Below are 25705 nucleotides of genomic sequence, written 5' to 3' on the forward strand. Positions count from 1 at the left end.
TTCTCCTATTTATGAAATGAGTTCTAATGAGTTTTGGCTTCGCGCATCTTGCGCGCGAGGAGTTCTTCGTCGCACTTGGGGCAGAATTCGTGGCTGCCCGCGAGGTAGCCGTGCTTCGGGCAGATCGAGAAGGTCGGCGTCACCGTGACGTAGGGCAGGCGAAAGCGTGACAGCGCGCGCTGCACCAGCGCGCGGCAGGCGCTTGCGCTGGAGACCGTCTCCGTCATGTACAGGTGCAGCACTGTGCCGCCGGTGTATTTGCGCTGCAGCGCTTCCTGGCGCTCCAGCGCCTCGAAGGGATCGTCGGTGAAGCCGACCGGCAGCTGCGAGGAGTTCGTGTAGTACGGCATGTCCGGCGTGCCGGCCTGGAGGATGCCCGGGTAGCGCTTGCGGTCTTCCTTTGCGAAGCGGTAGGTGGTGCCTTCGGCCGGCGTCGCTTCCAGGTTGTACATGTTGCCGGTCTGTTCCTGGAACTCCAGCATGCGCGCCCGCACATGGTCGAGCAGGCGCAGCGCGAACGCGTTGCCCCATTCGCTGGTGATGTCGTGCAGGCCGCCGGTGAAGTTGCGGATCATCTCATTGATGCCGTTCACCCCGAGCGTGGAGAAATGGTTGCGCAGCGTGCCGAGATAGCGCTTCGTGTACGGGAACAGGCCGTTGTCCATGTGGCGCTGGATCACCTTGCGCTTGATCTCGAGGCTGGTCTTGCCAAGCTCCAGCAGCCGGTCGACGCGCGCGAACAGTGCCTGCTCGTCGCCGCGGTACAGGTGGCCGAGGCGAGCGCAGTTGATCGTGACCACCCCGAGCGACCCGGTCTGTTCGGCCGAGCCGAACAAGCCGTTGCCGCGCTTGAGCAGTTCGCGCAGGTCGAGCTGCAGGCGGCAGCACATGGAGCGGATCATGTTCGGCTTGAGTTCCGAATTCACGAAATTCTGGAAGTAGGGCAGGCCGTAGCGCGCCGTCATCTCGAACAGCAGGTCGGCGTTCGGGCAGGTCCAGTCGAAGTCCTCGGTGATGTTGTAGGTCGGGATCGGGAAGGTGAACACCCGGCCCCTGGCGTCGCCTTCCATCATCACTTCGATGTAGGCGCGGTTGATCATGTCCATCTCGGCCTGCAGCTCGCCGTAGGTGAACGTCATCTCCTGCCCGCCGATGACCGGCACCTGCTCGCGCAGGTCTTCCGGGCAGACCCAGTCGAAGGTGAGGTTGGTAAACGGCGTCTGGGTGCCCCAGCGGGACGGCACGTTCAGGTTGTAGATCAGTTCCTGCATGCACTGGCGCACTTCCGGATAGGACAGCCGGTCCTTGCGCACGAAGGCCGCCATGTAGGTATCGAAGGAGCTGAACGCCTGCGCGCCGGCCCACTCGTTCTGCAGCGTGCCGAGGAAGTTCACGATTTGCCCGATCGCGCTCGACATATGCTTGGGCGGGCCGGATTCGACCTTGCCGGGCACGCCGTTCAAGCCTTCGTTCAACAGCGTGCGCAGCGACCAGCCGGCGCAGTAGCCGGCCAGCATGTCGAGATCGTGGATGTGGATGTCGGCCTCGCGGTGCGCCTCGCCGACTTCCGGTGGATACACATGGTTCAGCCAGTAGTTGGCGATGACCTTGCCGGAAACGTTCAGGATCAGGCCGCCGAGCGAATAGCCCTGGTTCGCGTTGGCGTTGACGCGCCAGTCGAGCTGCTCGAGATATTCATTGATCGAGGATTCGACATCCACCAGGGTCTTGCGGTCGCCGCGCAGCTTCTTGTGCTGCTCCCGGTAGACCACGTAGGCGCGCAGGGTCTTGCGGTAGCCGGCGTCGAACAGCACTGTTTCGACCACATCCTGGATCTGTTCGATATGCGGCGCGGTGCCGCCCTGGAGCTGGATGCGCTTCATCACCGCCTGCAGCGTCAGCGCCTCCGCCTCTTCCTGTCCGTATTCGCCGGTGGCCTGGCCGGCGCGCAGCAGCGCCGACAGGATCTTGTTCGGGTCGAAAGGCTCTACCGCGCCGTCGCGTTTGACGACGTGGGTAAGGAAGGTGATCGCGCGAGGTGTCATTCGGTCTCCTGGTTGCACAATATGTTGTGGTCATGGAGATGTTATGCACTATTACTAGTGGTCACAATCCCGGTGCCGGAATTTTTGCAATTGCTTGATCCGGGATAATTCGCGCGCGGAGAAAGGAGGGCGGGGAAGCGCCGGCTGGAATGCCGGATGTCGTTGGGGCGCGCCTGCGCGCACCGATCGGGGGAAACTGTCCTGGCGTTGGCGTGTGGCTGCACTGCGAGTTCACCATGGACTCCCGCCTGCGCGGGAGCGACGGGGGAGGGCGGCGATTGGAAGGCGCCGCCCGCCTGCGGCCGGGGAAGGCGCGCGTGCGACCGCGGAGGCCGCCGCGCCTGCGGCTTAACGCAGCACCAGCACCGGGATCGTGGAGTGACTCAGCACTTTCTGGGTCTCGCTGCCGACGAACAGGGCCGACAGGCCCTTGCGGCCGTGCGATGCCATGAAGATCGCGTCGCAGCCGTATTCCTTCGCCGCAGCGATGATTTCCTCGTACGGATTGAAGGACTGCGCGACCAGGGTCTCGCATTCGACATTTGCCGCGCGCGCGGCGCGCTCCAGCTTGTCGACGTGGTTTTGCGCGGCGCCCAGCATCTGGCGCGCGTAGTCGTCGGCGTCGATCACGCTCGAGCCTTCCGACATGTTGAGGGCGTGGCGCGGCTCGGCGACGGAAACGCCGTAGACTTTGGCACCCGCGCCCTGCGCGAACTTGAGGGCGGCTTCGATCGCCTTGTCGGACAGCGGGGAGCCGTCGGTCGGAACCAGGATCTTCTTGAACATCGTTTTCTCTCTTGCTAATGATTGGAATCGCATGTGCGGGAAACGCGTTTACGGGGTTTTCCGCCAGTGCCACGCGCATCCTAAGTGCCGCATCCGTCGGAAACCTTGATCACAGTCAAAATCTCCGGTAAGCATCAAACTAGTCCTTTAGAACTAGACAAGTTCAACGCGGTTTAGCCCCTCCGGCGTAAGGGACTACCCCTATTGCTTTCGCAAGATACCCCTACGACCAATAGTCCATTGGACAGCCCGGACGTAACCTTCTGACATCGCGTCAAACGTCTAGGGAGGTGTGTCGTGGCCGAAAATGGAAATACAAGAGGCAAGCAGATTTCAGTCCTCGCCAGCAGTACTTTTGCGTTCACCATCTGTTTTGCCGTCTGGATGATGTTCGCCGTGCTCGGGATCCCGATCAAGGCAAAGCTCGGGCTCAATGAAACCCAGTTCGGTCTGCTTGCGGCGACCCCGGTGCTCACCGGCTCGCTGGTGCGCGTGCCGCTCGGGATCTGGACCGACAAGTTCGGCGGCCGCATCGTGCTGTTCGTGCTGATGCTGTCGACCGTGATTCCGATCTGGTTCATCAGTGAAGCCACCCAGTACTGGCACTTCCTGGTGCTCGGCCTGTTCGTCGGCCTCGCCGGCGGATCCTTCTCGGTCGGCACGCCGTACGTCGCGCGCTGGTTCCAGCCGGAACGCCGCGGTCTGGCGATGGGCATCTTCGGCGCCGGCAACTCCGGCTCCGCGCTGACCAAGTTCGTCGCGCCGGCCATCATCGCCGCCTTCGGCTGGGAGATGCTGCCCAAGGTGTACGCGATCGCGATGGCCATCACCTGCGCGATCTTCTGGCTGTTCAGCTTCAGCGACAAGTCGCACGTGGTGCCGTCCAACGTGACCTTCGTGGACCAGCTGAAGATGCTCAAGGACCCGCGCGTCTGGCGCTACTGCCAGTACTACTCGGTGGTGTTCGGCGGCTATGTCGCGCTGGCGCTGTGGATGACCAAATACTACGTGTCCGAGTACGGCTTCGACATGAAGCTGGCCGCGCTGCTGGCTGCCTGCTTCTCGCTGCCGGGCGGCGTGCTGCGCGCGCTTGGCGGCTGGATCTCGGACAAGTACGGCGCCTACAAGGTGACCTGGTGGGTGATGTGGGCATGCTGGGTCAGCTTCTTCCTGCTGTCCTATCCGCAGACCTCGATGGTGATCAAGACCGTCAACGGCGACATGACGATGAACATCGGCATCAACGCCTGGATGTTCACCGTGCTGCTGTTCGTGGTCGGCGTCGCCACCGCGATCGGCAAGGCCTCGGTGTTCAAGTTCATTTCCGACGACTTCAGCCACAACATCGGCGCCGTGTCCGGCGTGGTCGGCCTGGCCGGCGGCCTCGGCGGCTTCATCCTGCCGATCATGTTCGGCGCGCTGGTCGACCTGACCGGCATCCGTTCCAGCGCGTTCATGCTGCTCTACGGCACGGTCTGCGTGTCGCTGGTGTGGATGCACTTCTCGTTCAAGCCGGAGCGGGACACTCCGGAAAAATCCATGCCGTTGGCCAAGGCGGCATGACGGTCGCATTCGATAAAAGGAGAATAATGTGAGTAAATATCTGATCAGTCACTGGGAGCCGGAGTCGCCTTCGTTCTGGCTGAGCAAGGGGAAGGCGACCGCCAACCGCAACCTGTGGATCTCGATCCCGGCGCTGCTTCTGGCGTTCGCGGTGTGGATGGTGTGGAGCGTGGTGGTGGTGAACCTGCCCAACATCGGCTTCCAGTACAGCACCAACCAGCTGTTCTGGCTGGCCTCGCTGCCGGGCCTGTCCGGCGCCACGCTGCGCATCTTCTATTCCTTCATGGTGCCGATCTTCGGCGGCCGCAAGTGGACCACGATTTCCACCGCGTCGCTGATGATCCCGGCGATCGGCATCGGCTACGCGGTGCAGGATCCGAACACCAGCTACCCGACCATGCTGATCCTGGCGCTGCTGTGCGGTTTCGGCGGCGGCAACTTCGCCTCGTCGATGGCCAACATCAGCTTCTTCTTCCCGAAGGCGCAGAAGGGCTATGCGCTCGGCATGAACGCCGGCCTGGGCAACCTCGGCGTGTCGGTGGTGCAGTTCGTGGTGCCGCTGGTGATCACCGCCGGCATCTTCGGCGCTCTCGGCGGCGACGCGCAGGTCTGGACCAAGGGCGCGGAAACCAAGCAGATGTGGCTGCAGAACGCCGGCTTCATCTGGGTGCCGTTCATTGCGATGACAACGATCGCCGCCTGGTTCGGCATGAATGACCTGGCTTCCGCCTCGGCGTCGTTCTCTGAGCAGGCCGTGATCTTCAAGCGCAAGCACAACTGGCTGATGTGCTGGCTCTACATCGGCACCTTCGGTTCCTTCATCGGCTACTCGGCCGGCTTCCCGATGCTGATCAAGTCGCAGTTCCCGAACGTCAATCCGCTCCAGTACGCCTACCTCGGCCCGCTGGTCGGCGCGCTCGCCCGCGTGGCAGGCGGCTGGATCTCCGACAAGCTGGGTGGCGCGGTCGTGACCTTCTGGACCTTCATCGTGATGATCCTGGCGGTGGTCGGCGTGATCCAGTTCCTGCCCGAAGGCGGTTCGGCAGGCAACTTCACCGGCTTCTTCTGGATGTTCATGCTGCTGTTCGCCGGCACCGGCGTCGGCAATGCGTCCACCTTCCGCATGATCCCGGTGATCTTCATGACCGAGCGCCAGCGCGCCGCGGCCGGCAAGGGTCAGAAGGCAGAAGCACAGGCCATCGTCGACGCCAACAAGGAAGCCGCCGCGGTGCTCGGCTTCTCCTCCGCCGTCGGCGCCTACGGCGCGTTCTTCATCCCGAAGAGCTACGGCACGTCGATCGCGATGACCGGCGGCCCGATCGCCGCGCTGTGGTGCTTCATCGGCTTCTACGTGACCTGCATCGCCATCACCTGGTGGTGCTATTCGCGCAAGAACGCTTCGATGCCGTGCTGAAGCGGATCACATAGTTCAAAAGGACTAGTCGGGTTAGTACCAACGCAGGGTCTGGCCCGACTTCTTGCGAATATCAAGCTCGAGCCGCGCTCCTTAAACTTGTTAATGAGCAAAACCTCGATGCAGTTACAACAAGGCGCCCGCTAAAGGGCGCGAGTATGGAGAAACCATGAGTCACTTTCTGGACCGCCTGAAGTTTTTCAGCAAGGCCAAGGAAACCTTTTCCAACGGTCACGGCGCGGTAGTGCAAGAAGACCGCACCTGGGAAAACGCCTACCGCCAGCGCTGGCAGCACGACAAGATCGTGCGTTCCACGCACGGCGCCAACTGCACCGGTTCGTGCAGCTGGAAGGTGTATGTGAAGAACGGCCTGATCACCTGGGAAACCCAGCAGACCGACTATCCGCGCACGCGCCCGGACCTGCCCAACCACGAGCCGCGCGGCTGCCCCCGCGGCGCTTCCTATTCCTGGTACGTGTACTCCGCGCAGCGCGTGAAGTACCCGATGGTGCGCGGCCGCCTGATGCAGATGTGGCGCGAAGCACGCAAATCCATGGGGCCGATCCAGGCCTGGGAACACATCAGCCAGAATCCGGAGCGCGCGGCGAAGTACAAGAAGGTGCGCGGGCAGGGCGGTTTCGTCCGTGCAGAATGGGATGAGGTCAACGAGATCATCGCCGCGGCCAACGCCTTCACGGTCAAGAAATATGGCCCGGACCGCATCATCGGCTTTTCGCCGATTCCCGCGATGTCGATGGTCAGCTATGCCGCCGGCACCCGCTACCTGTCGCTGATCGGCGGCGTGGCGATGAGTTTCTACGACTGGTACTGCGACCTGCCGCCGTCCTCGCCGCAGATCTGGGGCGAACAGACTGACGTGCCGGAATCGGCCGACTGGTACAACTCCACCTACCTGATGGTGTGGGGCTCCAACATTCCGATGACCCGTACCCCTGATGCGCATTTCTACACCGAAGTGCGCTACAAGGGTACCAAGACCGTCGCCGTGTCCTCCGACTTCGGCGAAATGGCCAAGTTCGGCGACATCTGGCTCGCGCCCAAGCAGGGCACCGATGCCGCGCTGGCGATGGCGATGGGTCACGTGATCCTCAAGGAATACCACGCGACCGGCAAGTCGGCCTACTTCCGCGACTATGCGAAGCAGTACACCGACTTCCCGATGCTGGTGCTGCTTAAGGAAAAGAACGGCTACCTGGTGCCGGACTACTTCCTGCGCGCCTCCCACCTGGCCAACAACCTGGACGAAACCAACAACCCGGAATGGAAGACCCTGGTCATCGACGAGAAGACCGGCGACATCGTCGCGCCGTCCGGCTCGATCGGCTTCCGCTGGGGCGAATCCGGCAAGTGGAACCTGGAGCAGAAGGAAGGCAAGAGCGGCCGTGAAATCGATCCGAAGCTGTCGCTGATCGACAGCGGCGACGAAGTGGCCGGCGTCGGCTTCGCCTACTTCGGCGGCCGCGATGCCAACGACATGCTGGTGCGTAACGTGCCGGTGAAGAAGGTGCAGCTGGCCGACGGCACGACCGCGCTGGTCGCCACCGTGTACGACCTGTCGATGGCCAACTACGGCGTCGACCGCGGCCTGGGCGGCGGCAATGTCGCCACCAGCTACGACGACGACGTTCCCTACACCCCGGCCTGGCAGGAGAAGCATACCGGCGTCAAGCGCGCCGACGTGATCACCGTCGCCCGCGAGTTCGCTGAGAACGCCGACAAGACCCGCGGCAAGAGCATGGTCATCGTCGGCGCCGCGCTGAACCACTGGTACCACATGGACATGACTTACCGCGGCATCATCAACATGCTGATGATGTGCGGCTGCGTCGGCCAGTCCGGCGGCGGCTGGGCGCACTACGTGGGCCAGGAAAAGCTGCGTCCGCAGACCGGCTGGACCCCGCTGGCGTTCGCGCTCGACTGGAACCGTCCGGCACGCCAGATGAACTCCACCTCGTTCTTCTACGCGCACACCAGCCAGTGGCGCCATGAAAAGCTGGGCACCAACGAGATCCTGACCCCGACCGCGGACGGCGAGTTCTCGAACATGGCGCTGATCGACTTCAATGCCAAGTCCGAGCGCCTCGGCTGGCTGCCGTCCGCGCCGCAGCTCGAAACCAACCCGCTGGAAGTCACCCGCGCCGCGGAAGCGGCCGGCAAGGACCCGGTGAAGTATGCGGTCGAGCAGATGAAGAGCGGCAACCTCAACTTCTCCTGCGACGACCCGGACAATCCTGCGAACTTCCCGCGCAACATGTTCGTGTGGCGTTCCAACATCCTCGGCAGCTCGGGCAAGGGCCATGAGTACTTCCTGAAGTACCTGCTCGGCACCCAGAATGCGGTGATGAACAGCGAAGACGGCTGCATCAAGCCGAAGTACGTGAAGGTGCGCCCGGCGGCCGAAGGCAAGCTCGACCTGCTGGTGGTGCTCGATTTCCGCATGTCGACCACTGCGCTGTACGGCGACATCGTGCTGCCGACCGCGACCTGGTACGAAAAGGACGACCTGAACACGTCCGACATGCATCCGTTCATCCACCCGCTGTCGGAAGCCGTGCAGCCGCTGTGGAAGGCGAAGTCCGACTGGGAAATCTACAAGGGCATCGCGAAGAAGTTCACGGAAGTCGCCGGCGACTACCTCGGCACCCAGAAGGACCTGGTGCTGACGCCGCTGATGCACGACACCCCCGGCGAACTTGGCCAGCCGTTTGATCCGAAGGACTGGCGCGCCGGCGAATGCGAACCGATCCCGGGCAAGACCATGCCGGCGATGACGGTGGTCGAGCGCAACTACAAGGATGTGTACAAGAAGTTCACCTCGATCGGCCCGTTGCTGGAGAAGGTAGGCAACGGCGGCAAGGGCATCAGCTGGAAGACCGAGCATGAGGTTGATGTATTGCGCGGCCTGAACCGCGTGGTGACGGAAGAGGGCGTGTCGAAGGGCCAGCCGCGCCTCGAAACGGCGATTGACGCGGCGGAAATGATCCTGTCGCTGGCGCCGGAAACCAACGGCCACGTCGCCGTCAAGGCCTGGGATGCGCTGTCCAAGATCACCGGCCGCGACCACACGCACCTGGCGATTCCGCGCGAGCACGACAGCATCCGCTTCCGCGACGTGCAGGCGCAGCCGCGCAAGATCATCTCCTCGCCGACCTGGTCCGGCCTGGAAAGCGAAGAGGTGAGCTACAACGCCGGCTATACCAACGTGCATGAACTGATCCCATGGCGCACCCTGACTGGCCGCCAGCAGTTCTACCAGGATCACCTGTGGATGCGAGAATTCGGCGAAGGCCTGTGCGTGTACCGCCCGGCGATCAACACCAAGACCACCGCCGGCATCCTTGGCAAGCGCCCGAACGGCAACAAGGAAATCGCGCTGAACTGGATCACGCCGCACCAGAAGTGGGGCATCCACTCGACCTACTCGGACAACCTGCGCATGCTCACGCTGTCGCGCGGCGGCCCGCACGTGTGGCTGTCGGAAATCGACGCCAAGGAAGCGGGCATCGAGGACAACGACTGGATCGAAGTGTTCAACGTCAACGGCACGCTGGTCGCCCGCGCCGTGGTCAGCCAGCGGGTGCCGGTCGGCATGACGCTGATGTACCACGCCCAGGAGAAGATCGTGAACATGCCGGGTGCGGAGACCTCGGGCATGCGCGGCGGCATCCACAACTCGGTGACCCGCGCCGTGACCAAGCCGACGCACATGATCGGCGGCTACGCCCAGCTGTCGTACGGCTTCAACTACTACGGCACCGTCGGTTCGAACCGCGATGAGTTCGTGCTCATCCGCAAGGTGAAGAACGTCGACTGGCTGGAAGGTCCGTTGAAGGAAAAGGCGTAATCACACAGTCACCATTCTGGAGCAAACATGAAAATCAGAGCACAAATTGGCATGGTGCTGAACCTGGACAAGTGTATCGGTTGCCATACCTGTTCAGTCACCTGCAAGAACGTCTGGACCAGCCGTGACGGTGTGGAATACGCGTGGTTCAACAACGTGGAATCCAAGCCCGGCGTCGGTTACCCGAAGGAGTGGGAGAACCAGGACAAGTGGAACGGCGGATGGAAGCGCAACCCGGACGGCAAGATCGAGCCGCGCCAGGGCAGCCGCCTGAAGATCCTGGCCAACATCTTCGCCAACCCGAACCTGCCCGCGATCGACGACTACTACGAGCCGTTCACCTACGACTACGAGCGCCTGCAGAACGCGCCACTGTCGGAGACCCCGCCGACCGCGCGTCCGGTCTCGGTGATCACCGGCCAGAAGATGGACAAGATCGAATGGGGCCCGAACTGGGAAGACGACCTCGGCGGCGAGTTCGCCAAGCGCAGCAAGGACAAGCTGTTCGACGGCGTGCAGAAGGAAATCTACGGCACGTTCGAGAACACCTTCCTGATGTACCTGCCGCGCCTGTGCGAGCACTGCCTGAACCCGGCCTGCGTCGCGTCCTGCCCGTCCGGCTCGGTGTACAAGCGTGAAGACGACGGCATCGTGCTGGTCGACCAGGACAAGTGCCGCGGCTGGCGCATGTGCATCTCCGGCTGCCCGTACAAGAAGATCTATTACAACTGGTCTTCCGGCAAGGCGGAGAAGTGCACGTTCTGCTTCCCGCGCATCGAAGCGGGCCAGCCGACCGTGTGCTCGGAAACCTGCGTGGGCCGCATCCGCTATCTCGGCGTGATGCTGTACGACGCCGACCAGATCGAAGCGGCGGCATCGGTCGCCGACGAGCAGGATCTGTACGAAGCGCAGCTCAAGCTGTTCCTCGACCCGAACGATCCGAAGGTGATCGAGGAAGCACGCAAGCAGGGCATCCCGGAATCCTGGCTGGAATCGGCGAAGAAGTCGCCGGTGTACAAGATGGCGATGGAATGGAAGGTCGCGTTCCCGCTGCATCCGGAATACCGCACGCTGCCGATGGTCTGGTACATCCCGCCGCTGTCGCCGATCCAGGCCGCCGCGGAGTCCGGCAAGATGGGCATGAACGGCATCATCCCGGACACCAAGAGCCTGCGCATTCCGGTCAAGTATCTGGCCAACCTGCTCACCGCAGGCAAGGAAGCGCCGGTGGTGCATGCGCTCGACCGCATGCTCGCGATGCGCGCCTACATGCGCGGCAAGGAAGTCGACCGTGTCGAGAACCTCGACGTGCTCAAGCAGGTCGGCCTGTCGCAGGCGGAAGTGGAAGACATGTACCACATCATGGCGATCGCCAACTATGAAGACCGCTTCGTGATCCCGTCCAGCCACAAGGAAATGGTGGAAGACAGCTTCAACGAAAAGGGCTCCTGCGGCTTCAGCTTCGGCAACGGCTGCTCGGACGGTGTGAGCGACGCTTCGCTGTTCGGCAAGAAGAAGCAGGGTTCGGTGATCTTCGTCGACATGCCGAAGTCGAGGAAGAAGAAAGAGACGGAAGGCGCGTAAGCGTCCATGGCGGGGTGGGGCTTACCCCAATCGGTCCCATCCCGTCTTTCCGTCGCGGCCCGGTGCCTTCGTGCACGCGTTGAATAAGGAAATGCCATGCAACACTTTCAAGTCCTGTCCATATTGCTAAGCTACCCGACACCCGAGCTGAAAGCCGGCCTGGGCGAGCTGGAGTCGGCGTTGGACAACCAGCCGCAGGTCAAGGCGACGCTGCGGCCGCTGTTCGACTACCTCGCGAGCGAGGATCAGTTCGCGATCGAGGAGAAGTATGTGGCGACCTTCGACCGCAATCCCTCCCATTCGCTGCATCTGTTCGAGCATATCCATGGCGAGTCGCGCGACCGCGGCCAGGCGATGGTCGACCTGATGGAGGAATACAAGCGTCACGGCCTGGAGATGCAATCCGACGAACTGCCGGACTACGTTCCGCTGTTCCTCGAATTCCTGTCCCAGCTCGACGAGGCGGAAGCCGGCCGGCTGCTGTCGGACGCGGTGCACGTGCTGGCGCATGTGGGCCGCAAGCTCAAGGCCAACGACAGCCCGTACGCGGTCGTCTTCGACGTGATCGAAGCGCTCTCGCCGGTTGCCGCCGAGGAGCTGACCGAGCCGCCGATCCGCGACATGGATGAACTGCTTGAAACCTACGGTCCCGGCGCCGACGGCGTCGAACCGCTGCTCAACAAGGGGCTGTCTTGCGGCTCGAACGGCGTGCAGCCGGTCAATTTCGTTCCGAGGAAGCGCGCGGCAGCGGCAGCCGCGGGCTGACCAACGGCTGAGTAATGCGACGGCAAGCGAACAACAAGGAGATAAACACATGAACTACCTGCATCAATTCGTTTTCGGGATCTTCCCGTACATCGCCCTGGCGATCTTTCTGCTCGGAAGCCTGATCCGCTTCGACCGCGAGCAGTACACCTGGAAGTCGGAGTCCAGCCAGATGCTGCACCGCGGTGCGCTGCGCTTCGGCAACATCCTGTTCCACATCGGCATCATCGGCCTGTTCTTCGGCCATGCGGTCGGCTTGCTCACCCCGGTCTGGGTGTGGGATACGCTGGGCGTGTCGCATGGCGCCAAGCAGATCTTCGCGATGGCCGCCGGCGGCGTGATGGGTTCGCTGTGCCTGATCGGCCTGCTGACCCTGCTGGTGCGTCGTTTCTCGAACGACCGCCTGCGCGCCGTCACCACCTTCAAGGACAAGATCGTGATCCTGTGGATCCTGGTCACGCTGCTGCTCGGCCTGTCGACCATCTTCCTGTCCGCCTCGCACACCGACGGCCACATGATGACGCTGTTCATGTCCTGGGCGCAGCACATCGTCACCTTCCGCGGCGATGCGGCGCAGTTCCTGGCCGAGGTGCCGCCGCTGTTCAAGCTGCACCTGTTCATGGGCATGTCGCTGTTCGTGATCTTCCCGTTCACCCGCCTGGTGCACGTGTGGAGCGGCTTCGCGTCGGTAGGCTACCTGGGCCGCGCCTACCAGCTGGTGCGTCCGCGTTAATTCCTACAGGAGAACTGTCATGGGTATTTCCGTCAACGGGTTCGAGATCGACGACGCCGCGATCGAGCAGGAGATCGTGCATCACCAGAAGGCGGGAAACCCCCTGAAGGAAACGGTGCACGAGCTGGTGCTGCGCACGGTGCTGCTGCAGGAGGCGGATCGCCTGGGCATCACCGGCCAGGACGACGACGAGCGCATCGAAGCGCTGTTCGCGCAGGAAGTGAAGGTGCCGCAAGCCGACGAGGCTGCCTGCGAAACCTATTACCGGAACCACCCGGAGCAGTTTACGCACGGCGAAATGGTGGAGGCGCGGCACATCCTGTTCCAGGTCACGCCCACGGTGTCGCTGGATTTCCTGCGCACCACCGCGGAATCGATCCTGGAGACGCTGAAGATCCACCCGGAGCGCTTCGCGGAACTGGCGAAAACCTACTCCAACTGCCCGTCGGGCGCCGTCGGCGGCAGCCTCGGCCAGCTGATGCGCGGCCAGACGGTGCCGGAGTTCGAGCGGGTGCTGTTCCGCCTTGGCGAAGGCGAACTGGCCGGCCGGCTGCTGGAGACGCGCTTCGGCCTGCACATCGTGCAGGTGATGAAGCGCATCGACGGCCGGCTGCTGCCGTTCGACGCGGTCAAGGCGCAGATCGGCGAAACCCTGACGCGCCAGACCTGGCACCGCGCCTTGCACCAGTACCTGCAGATCCTGGTCGGCCGGGCTGACATCCAGGGCGTCACGCTGGAAGGCGCGCAGACTCCGCTGGTGCAGTAATTCACTTGCAGCGAGGAGACACGCACGGCGGGTGGCCCACGAGGGCACCCGCCGTGTGCCTTTCCGGGCCTGCCGGCGGGCACGGCAACAAGATGCGGCGCTGGCCGGGCCGCCCTGGTTTCCCTGTTGGCGGACGGGTCATTAGTTCTAAAGAACTATGCCCGTTAGCTCCTCATGCCAACTGCCAAGCGCCATCCCCCCCGATACAATGAAATCATCAAAAATCCATCGGGAGTGATGATGTTAAGCGACCGCTTTGGCCGATCCATCGATTATCTGCGCTTGTCGGTGACCGACCGTTGCGATCTCCGTTGCACCTACTGCATCCCGAAAGGCTTCAAGGGGTTCGAGGAGCCGAAGCACTGGCTGACCTTTGACGAGATCGAGCGGCTGCTGTCGGTGTTTGCCCGCCTGGGCACCTCGCGCGTGCGCATGACCGGCGGCGAGCCGCTGCTGCGCCGCAACCTGCCGGAGCTGGCGGGACGGATCGCGCGGCTGCCCGGCATCCGCGACCTGTCGCTGTCCACCAATGCCACCCGGCTGGACCGCCATGCCGATGCGCTGAAAGCCGCCGGCGTGTCGCGCATCAACGTCAGTCTCGATTCGCTTGACCGCGGATGCATGGAAAAGATCACCGGCCGCGACAGCCTCGACAAGATCCTCGACGGCATCATGGCCGGCAAGGCCGCGGGCTTCGATCCGATCAAGATCAACATGGTCGCGATGCGCGGCATCAACGACGGCGAAATCGACGCGATGGTGGAGTTCTGCATCGAGCATGGCTTCATCCTGCGCCTGATCGAGGCGATGCCGATGGGCGCCACCGGGCGCGACGCCGCTTTCCTCGAACTCGGGCCGATCCAGGCCCGCCTGGCGCGCAAATATGGCTTGCAGCCGCAGGCGGCCGAACTCGGCGGCGGCCCGGCGCGCTATCTGGCGACGGCCGACGGCAAGGCCAGCGTCGGTTTCATCACGCCGATGTCGCAGCATTTCTGCGCGACCTGCAACCGCGTGCGCCTCGCGGTGGACGGCACGCTTTATCTCTGCCTCGGGCAGGAAGAAAAGTTCGAATTCCGGCCGCTGCTGCGTGACGGCGCCAGCGATGCCGAACTGGAAGCGGCGATTCGCCAGGCGATCGAACTCAAGCCGCAGAAGCACGAGTTCCGCGAGCAGCCGGCAAAAATTGTCCGGTTCATGGCGCAGACCGGAGGGTGAGGTGCAAGCTATGCAAGATATCGAAAAATTCATCCGGGGGTTCAGCCGCTTCCAGCAGCAGTACCTGGCAGAGCCGTCCCGTTTCGAAAGCCTGCGCGAGGGGCAGCATCCGGGCACGCTGGTGATCGGTTGCTGCGATTCGCGGGTCGACCCGGCGCTCCTGACCGGCAGCGACCCGGGGGAACTCTTCGTGGTGCGGAATATCGCCAACCTGGTGCCGCCATGCACGCCCGACGCGCCGCCCGGCGTCACCTCGGCCATCGAATTCGCGGTATGCGGACTGGAAGTGGCGCGCATCATCGTGCTCGGGCATGCGCGCTGCGGCGGCATTCGGGCGCTGATGTCCCCGCGCCGGATCGCCGCCGAAACCAATTTCGTCGAACGCTGGATGCGCATTGCCGAGCCGGTGCGCGAACGGGTGCTGCGCGAACTGCCGCACAAGGACGATCCCAAGCAGCACAAGGCGTGCGAACTGGGCAGCATCCTGCATTCGCTGGACAACCTGATGACCTATCCATGGATCAAGCAGCGGGTCGAAGAGGGCAGGCTGATCCTGCATGGCTGGTATTTCGACATCACGACCGGCGCACTGCTCGCGTATTCGCCGCGCAAGCAGGAATTCCTGCCGCTGGTGAGCTCGCTGCAGGAGGGGCAGCCGGCGGCCGCCTGAATGCGCGCGCCGTCCATTCCGTTTGATCTGGTATATGGCATTCCCGCACGGGCCGCTATACTCTTGACATTGTGCAATCCTGCCGCGCGCGTGCGCACGCCCGACCATGTCCCTTGAAACCCTGCTGCCCACCTGGCAACGCCTGTCGACGAAAATCGTCGGCGTGCTGCTGGGTTTCCTCTGCCTCGCGCTGCTGGCGATCGGTACGACGCTGATGCTTTCCTGGCAACTTGAGGGCAGCTCGGCGGCGATCAATGAAACCGGCAGCCTTCGCATGCGCAATTACCGGTTGACGGTGCTGCTCGGCCGCGCCATGGCCGAACCGGTGCCGCACGCCGCACGGGTGGCGGTGCTGGAGGAACTGAAAACCATCAACGACACCTTCCTGAGCCTGCAGCGCGGCGACCCGCAGCGGCCGCTGGCGCTGCCGCCGACCTCGCGCATCCAGGAGCGGTTCCGCAGCGTGAACGGACGCTGGAACAGGTCGATTCAGTCGCTGGCCAACGACGTGCTCAACGGCAGCGGGCCGAAGAAAGAGGCGGCATGGAAAAGCTTCCAGTCGGAAGTCGAGAGCTTCGTGCATGAGGTCGATGCGCTGGTGAAGGCGATCGAGCGGGACAGCGAGATGCGCACTTTCTGGCTGCGCGCGTCGCAGATGGCGCTGGTCGCGCTGGCGCTCTCCGGCACGGTCGCGATCATCTACCTGATGTTCCTGCTGATCGTGGAACCGGTCGAGCGGCTGCGGGTGGGCATGCAGCGCATGACGGAAAAGGATTTCGGCGCCCGCCTGCCGGTCGAGAGCAACGACGAGTTCGGGCAGCTCACGCGCGGCTTCAACCGCATGGCCGACCGGCTGGAGGAACTGTACAACAGCCTCGAGGAAAGGGTGAAGGCGAAGACCGCGGCGCTGGAAGACCAGAACCGCGAACTGGCGCTGCTCTACGACAGCGCCGAGTTCCTGCAGAGGCAGCAGACGGTCGAGGCGATGTGCGGAGGCTTCCTGCAGCGCATCCGGCTGTACTTCGGCGCCGACGGCGGTTCGGTGCGGGTGGTCGACGACCGCAACGGCAACATGCACATGGTCGTGCACAACGGGATTTCCGCCGAGCTGGTGAAGGCGGAGCAATGCATGAAGGTCGGCCAGTGCCTGTGCGGCGAAGCGGTCGAGAAGCGCGTGGCCATCGTGCATGACCTGCGCCTGCCGCATTCCGGCCAGGAACTGCAATGCCGGCGCGAGGGCTTTGCCACGGTGTCGGTGTTCCAGATCTTCGCGTACGAGGAGCAGATCGGCTTCATCAACCTGCACTTCCGCCAGGCGAGGTCGTTCAGCGAGCGCGAGCAGGCCTTGCTGGAGACGCTCGGCCAGATGCTCGGCACCGCCATCGAGAACGTGCGCCTGGCCAGCCGCGAGCGCGAGATGGCGATTTCCGAAGAGCGCAACCTGGTGGCGCAAGGGCTGCACGACAGTATCGCGCAGGGACTGACCTTCATGAACATCCAGCTGCAGATGCTCGACGAGTCGCTGCGCGGCGGCCGCCTGGATGAGGTCGCGGAAATCGTGCCGGCGCTGCGTTCCGGGGTGCAGGAGAGCTACGAGGACGTGCGCGAGCTGCTGCTGAATTTCCGCAGCCGGCTGGCGGAGGACGACCTGGTCGGCTCGCTCTCCGCGGCGGTCGAAAAGTTCCGCCGCCAGACGGGGCTCGCGGTAGAATTCGTTGCCGAAGGCAGCGGGCCGCCGTTCTCGCGCGAGCAGCAGCTGCAGGTACTGTTCATCGTGCAGGAAGCGATGTCCAACATCCGCAAGCATGCGATGGCCGGCCACGTCGAGATCCGCCTGCACGACAGCGCGGATTTCCTGCTCACGATATGCGACGACGGCGTCGGCTTCGAAGCGGAAACGCTGCTGAAGAAGGGGGATGGCCACGTCGGCATCAACATCATGCGCGAGCGCGCACAGCGCATCCAGGCCTCGCTCGATGTGGTGTCCGCGGCCGGCAGGGGGACGACCGTGTCCTTGCATCTGCCGCAGGAACAGCGGCGCGCCGCCTGAGCAAACATGAACCGGGAACCAAGAACATGAACGCACCCGCCAAGCCGATCAGCGTGCTGCTGGTCGATGACCATACGCTGTTCCGCAGCGGCATCCGCTCACTGCTGCAGCGCAATTCCGATTTCGTGGTGGTCGGCGAGGCTGCCGACGGCATCGATGGCATCAAGCGCGCCAAGCAGCTGCGCCCCGATGTGGTGCTGCTGGACCTGAACATGCCCGGCATGTCCGGCCTGGAGACCTTGCAGCTGCTGCTGCAGGATTGCCCCGACACCGCGGTGATCCTGCTGACGGTATCGGAAGAGGCGGATGACCTGACCGCGGCGCTGCAGGCCGGCGCGCGCGGCTACCTGATCAAGAACATCGATGCCGACTATCTGGTGCGGGCGATCCGCCGCGCCGCCGCCGGCGAGCCGGTGCTGGCCGAAGCGATGACCACCAAGCTGGTGGCCCACCTGCAGGGCGGCACGCCGAAGCCGGAGCCGCAGTCGGATCTCGACAAGCTGACGCCGCGCGAGCGGGAAATCCTTGCCTGCCTGGCGCGCGGCGAAAGCAACAAGCATATCGCGCGCACCCTGGACGTGGCCGAGAGCACGGTGAAGATCCACGTGCAGAACATCCTCAAGAAGCTCAACCTGTCCAGCCGCGTGCAGGCGGCGGTGTTCGCGGTCGGGCACGGGATGGCGGCGGGGGAGAAGCGGGGGTAGGGGCGATCCTGCACTAAGGCTCACCGTAAGAATGAAAAGGGCCGGAATCCCGGCCCTTTCATTTCATCCCGACTGAACACAATAAACGTTCAGTCGCAACAGGACATCACCCGCCGCACTTGCCGCAGCAGCCGCCGCAGGACTGCGGCTCGTCGAAGCTGACCTTCTTCACGCCGAATCCCGCCTTGGCCAGCGCGGCCGCCATTTCCTGGGGAGCGGTCTGGTCTTCATCGAACTGAACGATGGCCCGGTTCTGCGGGAAGGAGACGCTGACGTTGGTGACGCCGTCGATCGCCTTGATCGTGCGCATCACTGTTTCGGAGCAGTCTTCCGTGGTCATCCCGGTAACGTTCAGGACTTCGGTTTGCATGGTCTTTCCTTTGCTTGACGATTTGATAATACGAGGCTGAGTTGCGGCTTCCCGCGGCCGTGGCGGGTTGCGATGCTGGGGTGATCCTAATGGAAGCCGGCGCGCCGAATAAATGATCGAGATCAAATTTTCCGGATTCAGCGGCCCGGTTTTGCGGGAGGTGTTGCGCGGACCATACGGCCCGCGCGTCAAGCGATATCAGTGCGACATCAGGATGGGGACGGTCATCGACTGCAGTACGGTGCGGGTCACGCCGCCGAGCAGGATCTCGCGGAAGCGGGAGTGGCCATAGCCGCCCATGACGAGCATGTCCGAGCCGAGGTCGGTCGCGATCGACAGCAGCGCGTTGCCGACGTCGATGTCGGTCCGCTGGCGCACCACGTTGACCTTCACGCCGTGGCGGGCCAGGTAGAGGCCGATGTCGGCGCCCGGCTGCTCGCCGTGCGCGTCGCCGCGGTCATCGGCGTTGAACACCACGACGTCGACGTTGTCGGCGCGCTTGAGGATCGGGATCGCGGACGTCACCGCGCGCGTGGCGCTGGTGCTCGCATCCCAGGCGATCAGCACGCGCCTGGCGTTGGCGTTGTAGTTGCCGACATAGGGAACGATCAGCACCGGGCGGCCGGAGTTCATCACCACGAATTCCGGGAAGTCGGGCAAGGTGGTGCTGGAAGGCTCGTCCGGATCGGTCTGGCCGATCACCACCAGGTCGCTGTAGCGTGCCTGCAGGCTGATGCCGCCGCCGGCTTCGTCGTCAAGCTGGCGCGCTTCGAAGGAGCTCACGCCAAGCCTTTGAACCGTGTTTTCGAAACCGGCGAGCGCATCCTTGGCCTGCTTGCGCAGTTCCTCGAGATGGCTGTCGAGGTGGGTCGCCATGCCGCCGCCTTCATAGATGAAGCGAGACTGGTAAATGAAGCGCGATACGCCGGAGGGAGCGGCGCCGATCAGGTGAGCGTCTTCGTTGATGGCGATCTGTGCCGCGAGCTTGATGCGTTCTCCTGCATGCTTGTCTTTGTCCACATGGACGAGTACGGTTTTGTACGACATGTAATCCTTCCTCTTTTTTTTGATTGACTACGTTCCCACCGCCGCGCACTCCTGCGGCAACCGGCGGCGACGCTCTCATTCAACAATGCCGTATTAGCGTAGGGCCTGGCTGCAATGCAGTCCAGAAAAATGCGAACGCCTCAAACAATAGTTCGGCGCTTTTTGACTCAGATCAAAAATTTCCCGGACGCTCGTTCGTAACATCGCCGGATACATGAAAATGTGGTTTTTGTCGCCGCGTCTCACCCGGCAGCCGGCGTCCGGCGCGCCGCCGTACACCCCGCACTGTCTCTCCCGATCCATGCCGATTCACGCATGCGCCGCCGCGCCGCGCCGCCCGCGCGAGGAAAAAGGCCCTTCCAGGAAGCGACCATGACCGTCAGGAACCTCAAGCATCTCTTCGAGCCCCAGTCCATTGCCGTCGTCGGCGCGTCGGGCAAGCCGAACAGCATCGGCGCAACCGTGCTGCGCAACCTGCTCGAGGGCGGCTTCGCCGGCGGCATCCTGCCGGTCAATCCGAAGTACGGCACGCTGTCGGACCTGAAGGTCTATGCAAGCGTGGCAGCGCTGCCCGAGGCGCCCGATCTGGCGATCGTCTGCACCCCGGCGGAAACGGTGCCGGGGATCATCGCCGACCTCGGCAAGCGCGGCACCAGGGCGGCGATCGTGCTCAGCGCCGGGCTGAACGTGGTGCGCGACCTGCGCGGTCGCAGCATGAAGGACCTGATGCTCAAGGCCGCCCGGCCGCACCTGCTGCGCATCCTCGGCCCGAACTGCGTGGGCATGCTGGTGCCGTCGCTCGGACTGAACGCGAGCTACGCGCACACCGGCGCCTTGCCCGGCAGGATCGCCTTCGTGTCGCAGTCGGGCGCGATGATGGCCGGGGTGCTCGACTGGGCGAAGGCGCGCGGCATCGGCTTCTCCAAGTTCGTGTCGCTCGGCGACGGCGCTGACGTCGATTTCGGCGACATGCTCGATTACCTCGCCACCGACGCCGACACCCACGCGATCCTGCTCTATGTGGAAACGATCAGGGATGCGCGCAAGTTCATGTCGGCCGCGCGCTCGGCGTCGCGCAGCAAGCCGACCCTCGTGATCAAGGCGGGGCGGGCTCCGGAAGGGGCGACGGCGGCGGCGTCGCATACCGGCGCGCTGGCCGGTTCCGACGACGTCTACGACGCCGCCATCCGACGCGCCGGCATGCTGCGGGTCTACACCACGCTCGACCTGTTTGACGCGGTGGAAACGCTGGCGCGCGCACGTCCGCTGCGCGGCGACCGCCTGGCGATCGTGACCAACGGCGGCGGTCCGGGCGTGCTGGCGACTGACCACCTGATCGGCAAGCAGGGCCGGCTGGCCAGCCTGTCGCCGGAAGCGATGGAGCGGCTCAACCGGGTGCTGCCGCCAACCTGGTCGCGCGGCAATCCGGTCGACATCCTCGGCGACGCGCCGATCGAGCGCTATCTTGCCGCGATGGACGTGCTGATGCAGGAAAAGGAGGTCGACGCGACGCTCCTGATTCATGCGCCGACAGCGATGGTCGACAGCGCCGACATCGCGGCGGCGCTCGCGCCCGTGGTGCGGCAATCCTCGCGCAACGTCCTGGCCTGCTGGCTCGGGGGCGAAGCGGCCGCGCGCGCGCGCGCCGTCTCGGCGCAGGCCGGCATACCGACCTATGACACGCCCGAGGAAGCGGTGCGCGGCTTCATGCAGATCGTGCAGTACAACCGCAACCAGCAATTGCTGATGGAAGTCCCGGCAGCGTCATCGCATGACGTGCAGGAGGACAGGGCAGGGGCGCGCCGGCTGGTGCAGGAAGCGCTCGCGCAGGGGCGCGACGCGCTGTCCGAGCCGGAGGCGAAACAGGTGCTGGCCGCCTATGGCGTGCCGGTGGTGCGCACCCGGTCCGCGGCGACGGTGGATGAGGCGGTTGCGCTCGCGGCCGACATCGGCTTCCCGGTCGCGCTCAAGATCCTGTCGCCCGACATCACGCACAAGTCGGATGTCGGCGGGGTGGTGCTCGACCTGGAAGACGCCGATTCGCTGCGCGCGGCGGCCAATGCGATGGGCAAGCGCCTGGCGGAGATGCGTCCGGGGGCGCGGCTGGAGGGCTTCTCGGTGCAGAGCATGGTGCGGCGGCCGGAGGCGCGGGAACTGATCGTCGGCGTCGCCACCGACCCGGTGTTCGGCCCGGTGATCCTGTTCGGCCAGGGCGGCATCGCGGTCGAGGTCACGGCGGACCATGCGATCGGCCTGCCGCCGCTGAACATGGTGCTGGCGAAAGACATGATCTCGCGCACCCGGGTGGCGAAACTGCTGGCTGCCTACCGCCACTGCGACGCGGCCGACATCGATGCGATCTGCCATGTCCTGATCCAGATCTCGCACCTGGTGATCGACATTCCCGAGATCGTCGAACTCGACATCAATCCGCTGCTGGCCGATGCCGGCGGCGTCATCGCGCTCGATGCGCGCATGCGCGTGGTCGCGACCAGGCAGGCGGGCGTGGACAGGCTGGCAATCCATCCGTATCCGGAAGAGCTGGAAGAGTGGGTGGACTGGAAGGAGGGGCGCATCCAGCTGCGGCCGATCAAACCGGAGGACGCGCCGCAGCATGTCGAATTCTTCAGCGCGCTCACGCCGGAAGACGTGCGCCTGCGCATGTTCGTGCACATGCGCGCGCTGTCGCCGGCCCAGCTGGCGCGCATGACGCAGATCGACTACAACCGGGAAATGGCGTTCATCGCGACGCGCCGGCTCGGCGACCGCCGACCGGAAACGCTGGCAGTGGCGCGCGTGATTTTCGATCCCGACAACACGCAGGCCGAATTCGCGATCAGCGTGCGTTCCGACCTGAAGGGCAAGGGGCTGGGCCGCCTGCTGATGGAAAAGCTGATCCGCTACTGCCGCGCGCGCGGCACGCAGGAAATCGTCGGCGAAACCCTGAGCTACAACCAGGGGCTGCTCGGCCTGGTGCGGCCGCTCGGTTTCTCGACGCATCGGTCGCTGCAGAACGACACGGTGTTGCTGAAGTTGCCATTGCAGGACAGGTAAGGCCGGGAAAAAGCCGGCTCGGGACCGGCTTTCGGTTGCTTTTCGAGGGGCGGCAATATAAGATTCTTTTTAAATGAATCTTTAGGAGCCGCCATGACCCTGCTCAGGATCGACGAGCCGCAGCAAGCCGCCGACAACAACACTTCGTTCAGCCATCATCCGCTGTTCCGGCTCGGGTTCCGGCCGTTCTACCTGCTTGCCGCCGCTTTCGCCGCGGTCAGCGTGCCGGTATGGGTTGCGCGCTACTACGGCATGGCTTCCTTCCTCACGCATGTCGATTTGAACTGGCACATGCACGAGATGACCTTCGGATTCGCGCTGGCGGTGATCATCGGTTTCCTGTTTACCGCCGGGCGCAACTGGACCGGCCTGTGGACGCCGCGCCGCGGCCATCTCGCGGCGCTGGCCGGACTCTGGCTTGCGGGCCGCATCGCGATGCTGGCAGCGCCCGCGTGGCTGGCCGCGATCGTCGACCTGCTGTTCCTGCCGCTGGCGGCCTGGCCGATCTATCGCGTGCTGCAACGCACCGGCAACAAGCGCAACATGTTCCTGGTCGGCCTGCTCGGCCTGCTGACCCTGGTCAACGCATGCTTCCATGCGGCGGTGCTCGGCCTGATCTCCGCCTCGTCGGTCACGCCCATCCATGCGGCGGTGCTGATCATCGTGATGATCGAATCCGTGATCGGCGGCCGCGTGATTCCCGGCTTTACCGCGAATGCGGTGCCGGGCGTGAAACCGGTCACCGACGCGCGCCAGGACAAGATCAGCCTGACCCTCACCGCGCTGGCGGCGCTGGCGTGGCTGGCGCAGCTGCCGGCGCCCTTCGTCGCGTCGCTCGCGATTGCCGCGGCATGCGCACAGACAATGCGGCTGGCAGGATGGAAATCCCATGTCACCGTGCGCAATCCCATGCTGTGGATCCTGCATCTTTCCTACGCGTGGATCCCGGTCGGGTTCTTCCTGCTGGGCCTGGCCGCGATCGACGTCGTGGCGGCGACGTCCGCCTTCCATGCGCTGGCGATCGGCTCGATGGCGGGACTGATCATCGGGATGATCACGCGCACCGCATTGGGGCATACCGGCCGCCAGCTGAAGGCGGGGCGCAGCGAATTCGCGATGTATCTGCTGGTGCAGTGCGGCGTGCTGGCGCGCCTGCTTGCCGCCGCCGGCGTGATGCGCACGCCGATGCTGCTTGCCGCCGCCGCCTGCTGGAGCGCCGCATTCCTGCTGTACGTTGCTGTTTATGCGCCTTACCTGATGGCGCCCCGCGTCGATGGCCGCGAAGGTTGATTGCAACGTAACACTTGACATTTTTTCGCAGGGTAACGCAATTCCGGGCTATTTGACTTAGATCAAGGCTGCGCTTTCGTCCGGAAACGTACACTGCAAGCCAGTCTGATAGCGCGCCATTCCTGGCGCGCGCGACAGCAGGAGCTTATTAATATGGCAGTCCCCGCCAACGCAGTACCCGTCATCTCCAACGTCCAGTTCGATGCGCCGCTCATCCGCAAGATGAGCCAGCAGGGACCGCGTTACACGTCGTATCCGACGGCCGACAGGTTCACCGACCAGTTCGGAATGGGGGATTACCTGCAAGCAGTCAACAGCGTGCGCGCGATGGGCGCGCGCAATCCCTTGTCGCTCTATGTGCACATCCCGTTCTGCGACAAGCTCTGCTACTACTGCGCCTGCAACAAGATCATCACCAAGAACCGCAGCAAGGCCGAGGAATACCTGACCTACCTGAAGCGCGAGATCGAGATCCAGGGCAAGCTGTTTGCCGACATGAACACGGTCGAGCAGCTGCACTTCGGCGGCGGCACCCCGACCTACCTGTCGGATGCGCAGATGGGCGAGCTGATGGCGTTCCTGCGCAAGTGGTTCCGTTTTGCTACGGACGAAGCCGGCGAGTACTCGATCGAGATCGATCCGCGCACGGTGTCGCCGGAGCGCGTGCATTCGCTGCGCGCGCAGGGCTTCAACCGCATCAGCTTCGGCGTGCAGGACTTCGATCCGGACGTGCAGAAGGCGGTCAACCGCATCCAGCCGGAAGAATGCACGCTCGGCGTGATGCAGGCCGCGCGCGACGCCGGTTTCCGCTCGATCAGCATCGACCTGATCTACGGCCTGCCGAAGCAGACCATCATCACGATGGGCCAGACCCTGACCAAGGTGATCGCGGCCAACCCGGACCGTATCTCGATTTACAACTATGCGCACATGCCGGCCTTGTTCAAGCCGCAACGCCGCATCAACGAAGATGAACTGCCGAGCGGCGAAACCAAGCTCGACATGCTGTCGCTGTGCATCAAGCGCCTGACCGACGCCGGCTATGTCTACATCGGCATGGACCACTTCGCCAAGCCGACCGACGATCTCGCCGTCGCGCAGCGCCAGGGCCGCCTTCATCGCAACTTCCAGGGCTATTCGACCCATGCGGAAGCGGAGATGGTGTCGGTGGGCGTGTCGGCGATCAGCTCGGTGGGCTCCACCTACAGCCAGAACGAAAAGACGCTGGAAGCGTACTACGAGCGCATCGAGCAGGGCGAACTGCCGATCTGCCGCGGCATCAAGCTCAACGTCGACGATCTCCTGCGCCGCATCATCATCCAGATGCTGATGTGTAATTTCGAACTGTCCATCAAGTCGCTGGAGCTGGCCTACCCGATCACCTTCGCCAACTACTTCGCCGCGGAACTCGACAAGCTGCGCACGCTCGAAGCCGACGGCCTGCTGACCATCGATTCCGAATGGATCACGGTGACGCCGAAGGGCCGCCTTCTGATCCGTAACATCTGCATGGTGTTCGACCGTTACCTGAACACCAAGCAGGAAGTCAAACTGGAACGCCTGCGTTACTCGAAGACGATCTGACGCAGCACGGCCCGTCTTTCCGGCCAGGACGAGGCTGTCCAAAGCGGCAACATGACAGTGCCTGCGGGTTGGTGCCGGATGTGATGAACACGGGGTTGGCGCGTTTGTGCTATCTTTCGCGGTCTTTCAAACGCGCCGCCCCCATCCCGGCCTTCCTCCTTGAACAGGGAAGGGGGCGCGCGGCGACTGCGAATTGATCG

Annotated in this window: 18 protein-coding genes; 14 read left to right on the plus strand and 4 right to left on the minus strand. The window is 63.9% G+C overall.

The annotated features are described in order from the left end of the window. Positions 1-23: 23 nt before the first annotated feature. Positions 24-2045, minus strand: coding sequence for a ribonucleoside triphosphate reductase (locus tag VEC01_RS10775; protein WP_414691439.1), 2022 nt, complete (start codon positions 2043-2045; stop codon positions 24-26). Between the two features lie 348 nt (positions 2046-2393). Then, complete coding sequence (locus tag VEC01_RS10780; RefSeq protein WP_324900814.1) at positions 2394-2831, minus strand: universal stress protein; 438 nt, start codon at positions 2829-2831, stop codon at positions 2394-2396. Positions 2832-3128: 297 nt separating this feature from the next. Between VEC01_RS10780 and VEC01_RS10785 the strand changes: the two genes are divergently transcribed. From VEC01_RS10785 to VEC01_RS10835, 11 genes are all read left to right on the plus strand, one after another. After that, positions 3129-4394 carry a nitrate/nitrite transporter gene (locus tag VEC01_RS10785; RefSeq protein WP_324900815.1) on the plus strand — a complete coding sequence of 422 codons (1266 nt, stop codon included), beginning with the start codon at positions 3129-3131 and terminating at the stop codon, positions 4392-4394. 28 nt (positions 4395-4422) lie between these two features. After that, positions 4423-5808, plus strand: a complete 1386-nt coding sequence (locus VEC01_RS10790) for a NarK family nitrate/nitrite MFS transporter (protein ID WP_324900816.1) — start codon at positions 4423-4425, stop codon at positions 5806-5808. Positions 5809-5977: 169 nt separating this feature from the next. Further along, a complete protein-coding gene (locus tag VEC01_RS10795) occupies positions 5978-9673 on the plus strand; it encodes a nitrate reductase subunit alpha (protein WP_324900817.1) in 3696 nt (1231 codons plus the stop codon). A 27-nt stretch (positions 9674-9700) separates the two neighbouring features. Then, positions 9701-11257 carry a nitrate reductase subunit beta gene (narH, locus tag VEC01_RS10800; RefSeq protein WP_324900818.1) on the plus strand — a complete coding sequence of 519 codons (1557 nt, stop codon included), beginning with the start codon at positions 9701-9703 and terminating at the stop codon, positions 11255-11257. A gap of 96 nt (positions 11258-11353) precedes the next feature. Beyond that, entirely contained in the window at positions 11354-12022 is a 669-nt protein-coding gene (narJ, locus tag VEC01_RS10805) for a nitrate reductase molybdenum cofactor assembly chaperone (protein WP_324900819.1), read from the plus strand. A gap of 49 nt (positions 12023-12071) precedes the next feature. Then, a complete protein-coding gene (gene narI, locus VEC01_RS10810) occupies positions 12072-12755 on the plus strand; it encodes a respiratory nitrate reductase subunit gamma (RefSeq protein WP_324900820.1) in 684 nt (227 codons plus the stop codon). A 19-nt stretch (positions 12756-12774) separates the two neighbouring features. Further along, entirely contained in the window at positions 12775-13521 is a 747-nt protein-coding gene (locus VEC01_RS10815) for a peptidylprolyl isomerase (RefSeq protein WP_324900821.1), read from the plus strand. Between the two features lie 240 nt (positions 13522-13761). Further along, positions 13762-14736 carry a GTP 3',8-cyclase MoaA gene (gene moaA, locus VEC01_RS10820; protein ID WP_324900876.1) on the plus strand — a complete coding sequence of 325 codons (975 nt, stop codon included), beginning with the start codon at positions 13762-13764 and terminating at the stop codon, positions 14734-14736. 10 nt (positions 14737-14746) lie between these two features. After that, on the plus strand, positions 14747-15406 hold the full coding sequence (locus VEC01_RS10825) for a carbonic anhydrase (protein WP_324900822.1): 660 nt from the start codon (positions 14747-14749) through the stop codon (positions 15404-15406). Positions 15407-15512: 106 nt separating this feature from the next. Next, on the plus strand, positions 15513-17456 hold the full coding sequence (locus tag VEC01_RS10830; protein ID WP_324900823.1) for a type IV pili methyl-accepting chemotaxis transducer N-terminal domain-containing protein: 1944 nt from the start codon (positions 15513-15515) through the stop codon (positions 17454-17456). Between the two features lie 26 nt (positions 17457-17482). Continuing rightward, positions 17483-18160, plus strand: coding sequence for a response regulator (locus tag VEC01_RS10835; protein ID WP_324900824.1), 678 nt, complete (start codon positions 17483-17485; stop codon positions 18158-18160). Between the two features lie 106 nt (positions 18161-18266). Here the strand turns inward: VEC01_RS10835 and VEC01_RS10840 are convergent, their stop codons facing one another. Continuing rightward, positions 18267-18530 (minus strand): heavy-metal-associated domain-containing protein, encoded by a 264-nt coding sequence (locus VEC01_RS10840; RefSeq protein WP_324900825.1) that lies wholly within the window; start codon positions 18528-18530, stop codon positions 18267-18269. 198 nt (positions 18531-18728) lie between these two features. After that, complete coding sequence (locus VEC01_RS10845; RefSeq protein ID WP_324900826.1) at positions 18729-19577, minus strand: universal stress protein; 849 nt, start codon at positions 19575-19577, stop codon at positions 18729-18731. A gap of 372 nt (positions 19578-19949) precedes the next feature. On the opposite strand from VEC01_RS10845, the gene VEC01_RS10850 reads away from it, so the two are divergent. From VEC01_RS10850 to hemN, 3 genes are all read left to right on the plus strand, one after another. Further along, entirely contained in the window at positions 19950-22631 is a 2682-nt protein-coding gene (locus tag VEC01_RS10850; RefSeq protein WP_324900827.1) for a bifunctional acetate--CoA ligase family protein/GNAT family N-acetyltransferase, read from the plus strand. Positions 22632-22724: 93 nt separating this feature from the next. Continuing rightward, on the plus strand, positions 22725-23921 hold the full coding sequence (locus tag VEC01_RS10855; RefSeq protein ID WP_324900828.1) for an NnrS family protein: 1197 nt from the start codon (positions 22725-22727) through the stop codon (positions 23919-23921). A 153-nt stretch (positions 23922-24074) separates the two neighbouring features. Beyond that, on the plus strand, positions 24075-25505 hold the full coding sequence (hemN, locus tag VEC01_RS10860; RefSeq protein WP_324900829.1) for an oxygen-independent coproporphyrinogen III oxidase: 1431 nt from the start codon (positions 24075-24077) through the stop codon (positions 25503-25505). Positions 25506-25705 lie beyond the last annotated feature (200 nt).

The organism is Noviherbaspirillum sp., assembly GCF_035627455.1.
Taxonomy (GTDB): domain Bacteria; phylum Pseudomonadota; class Gammaproteobacteria; order Burkholderiales; family Burkholderiaceae_D; genus Noviherbaspirillum.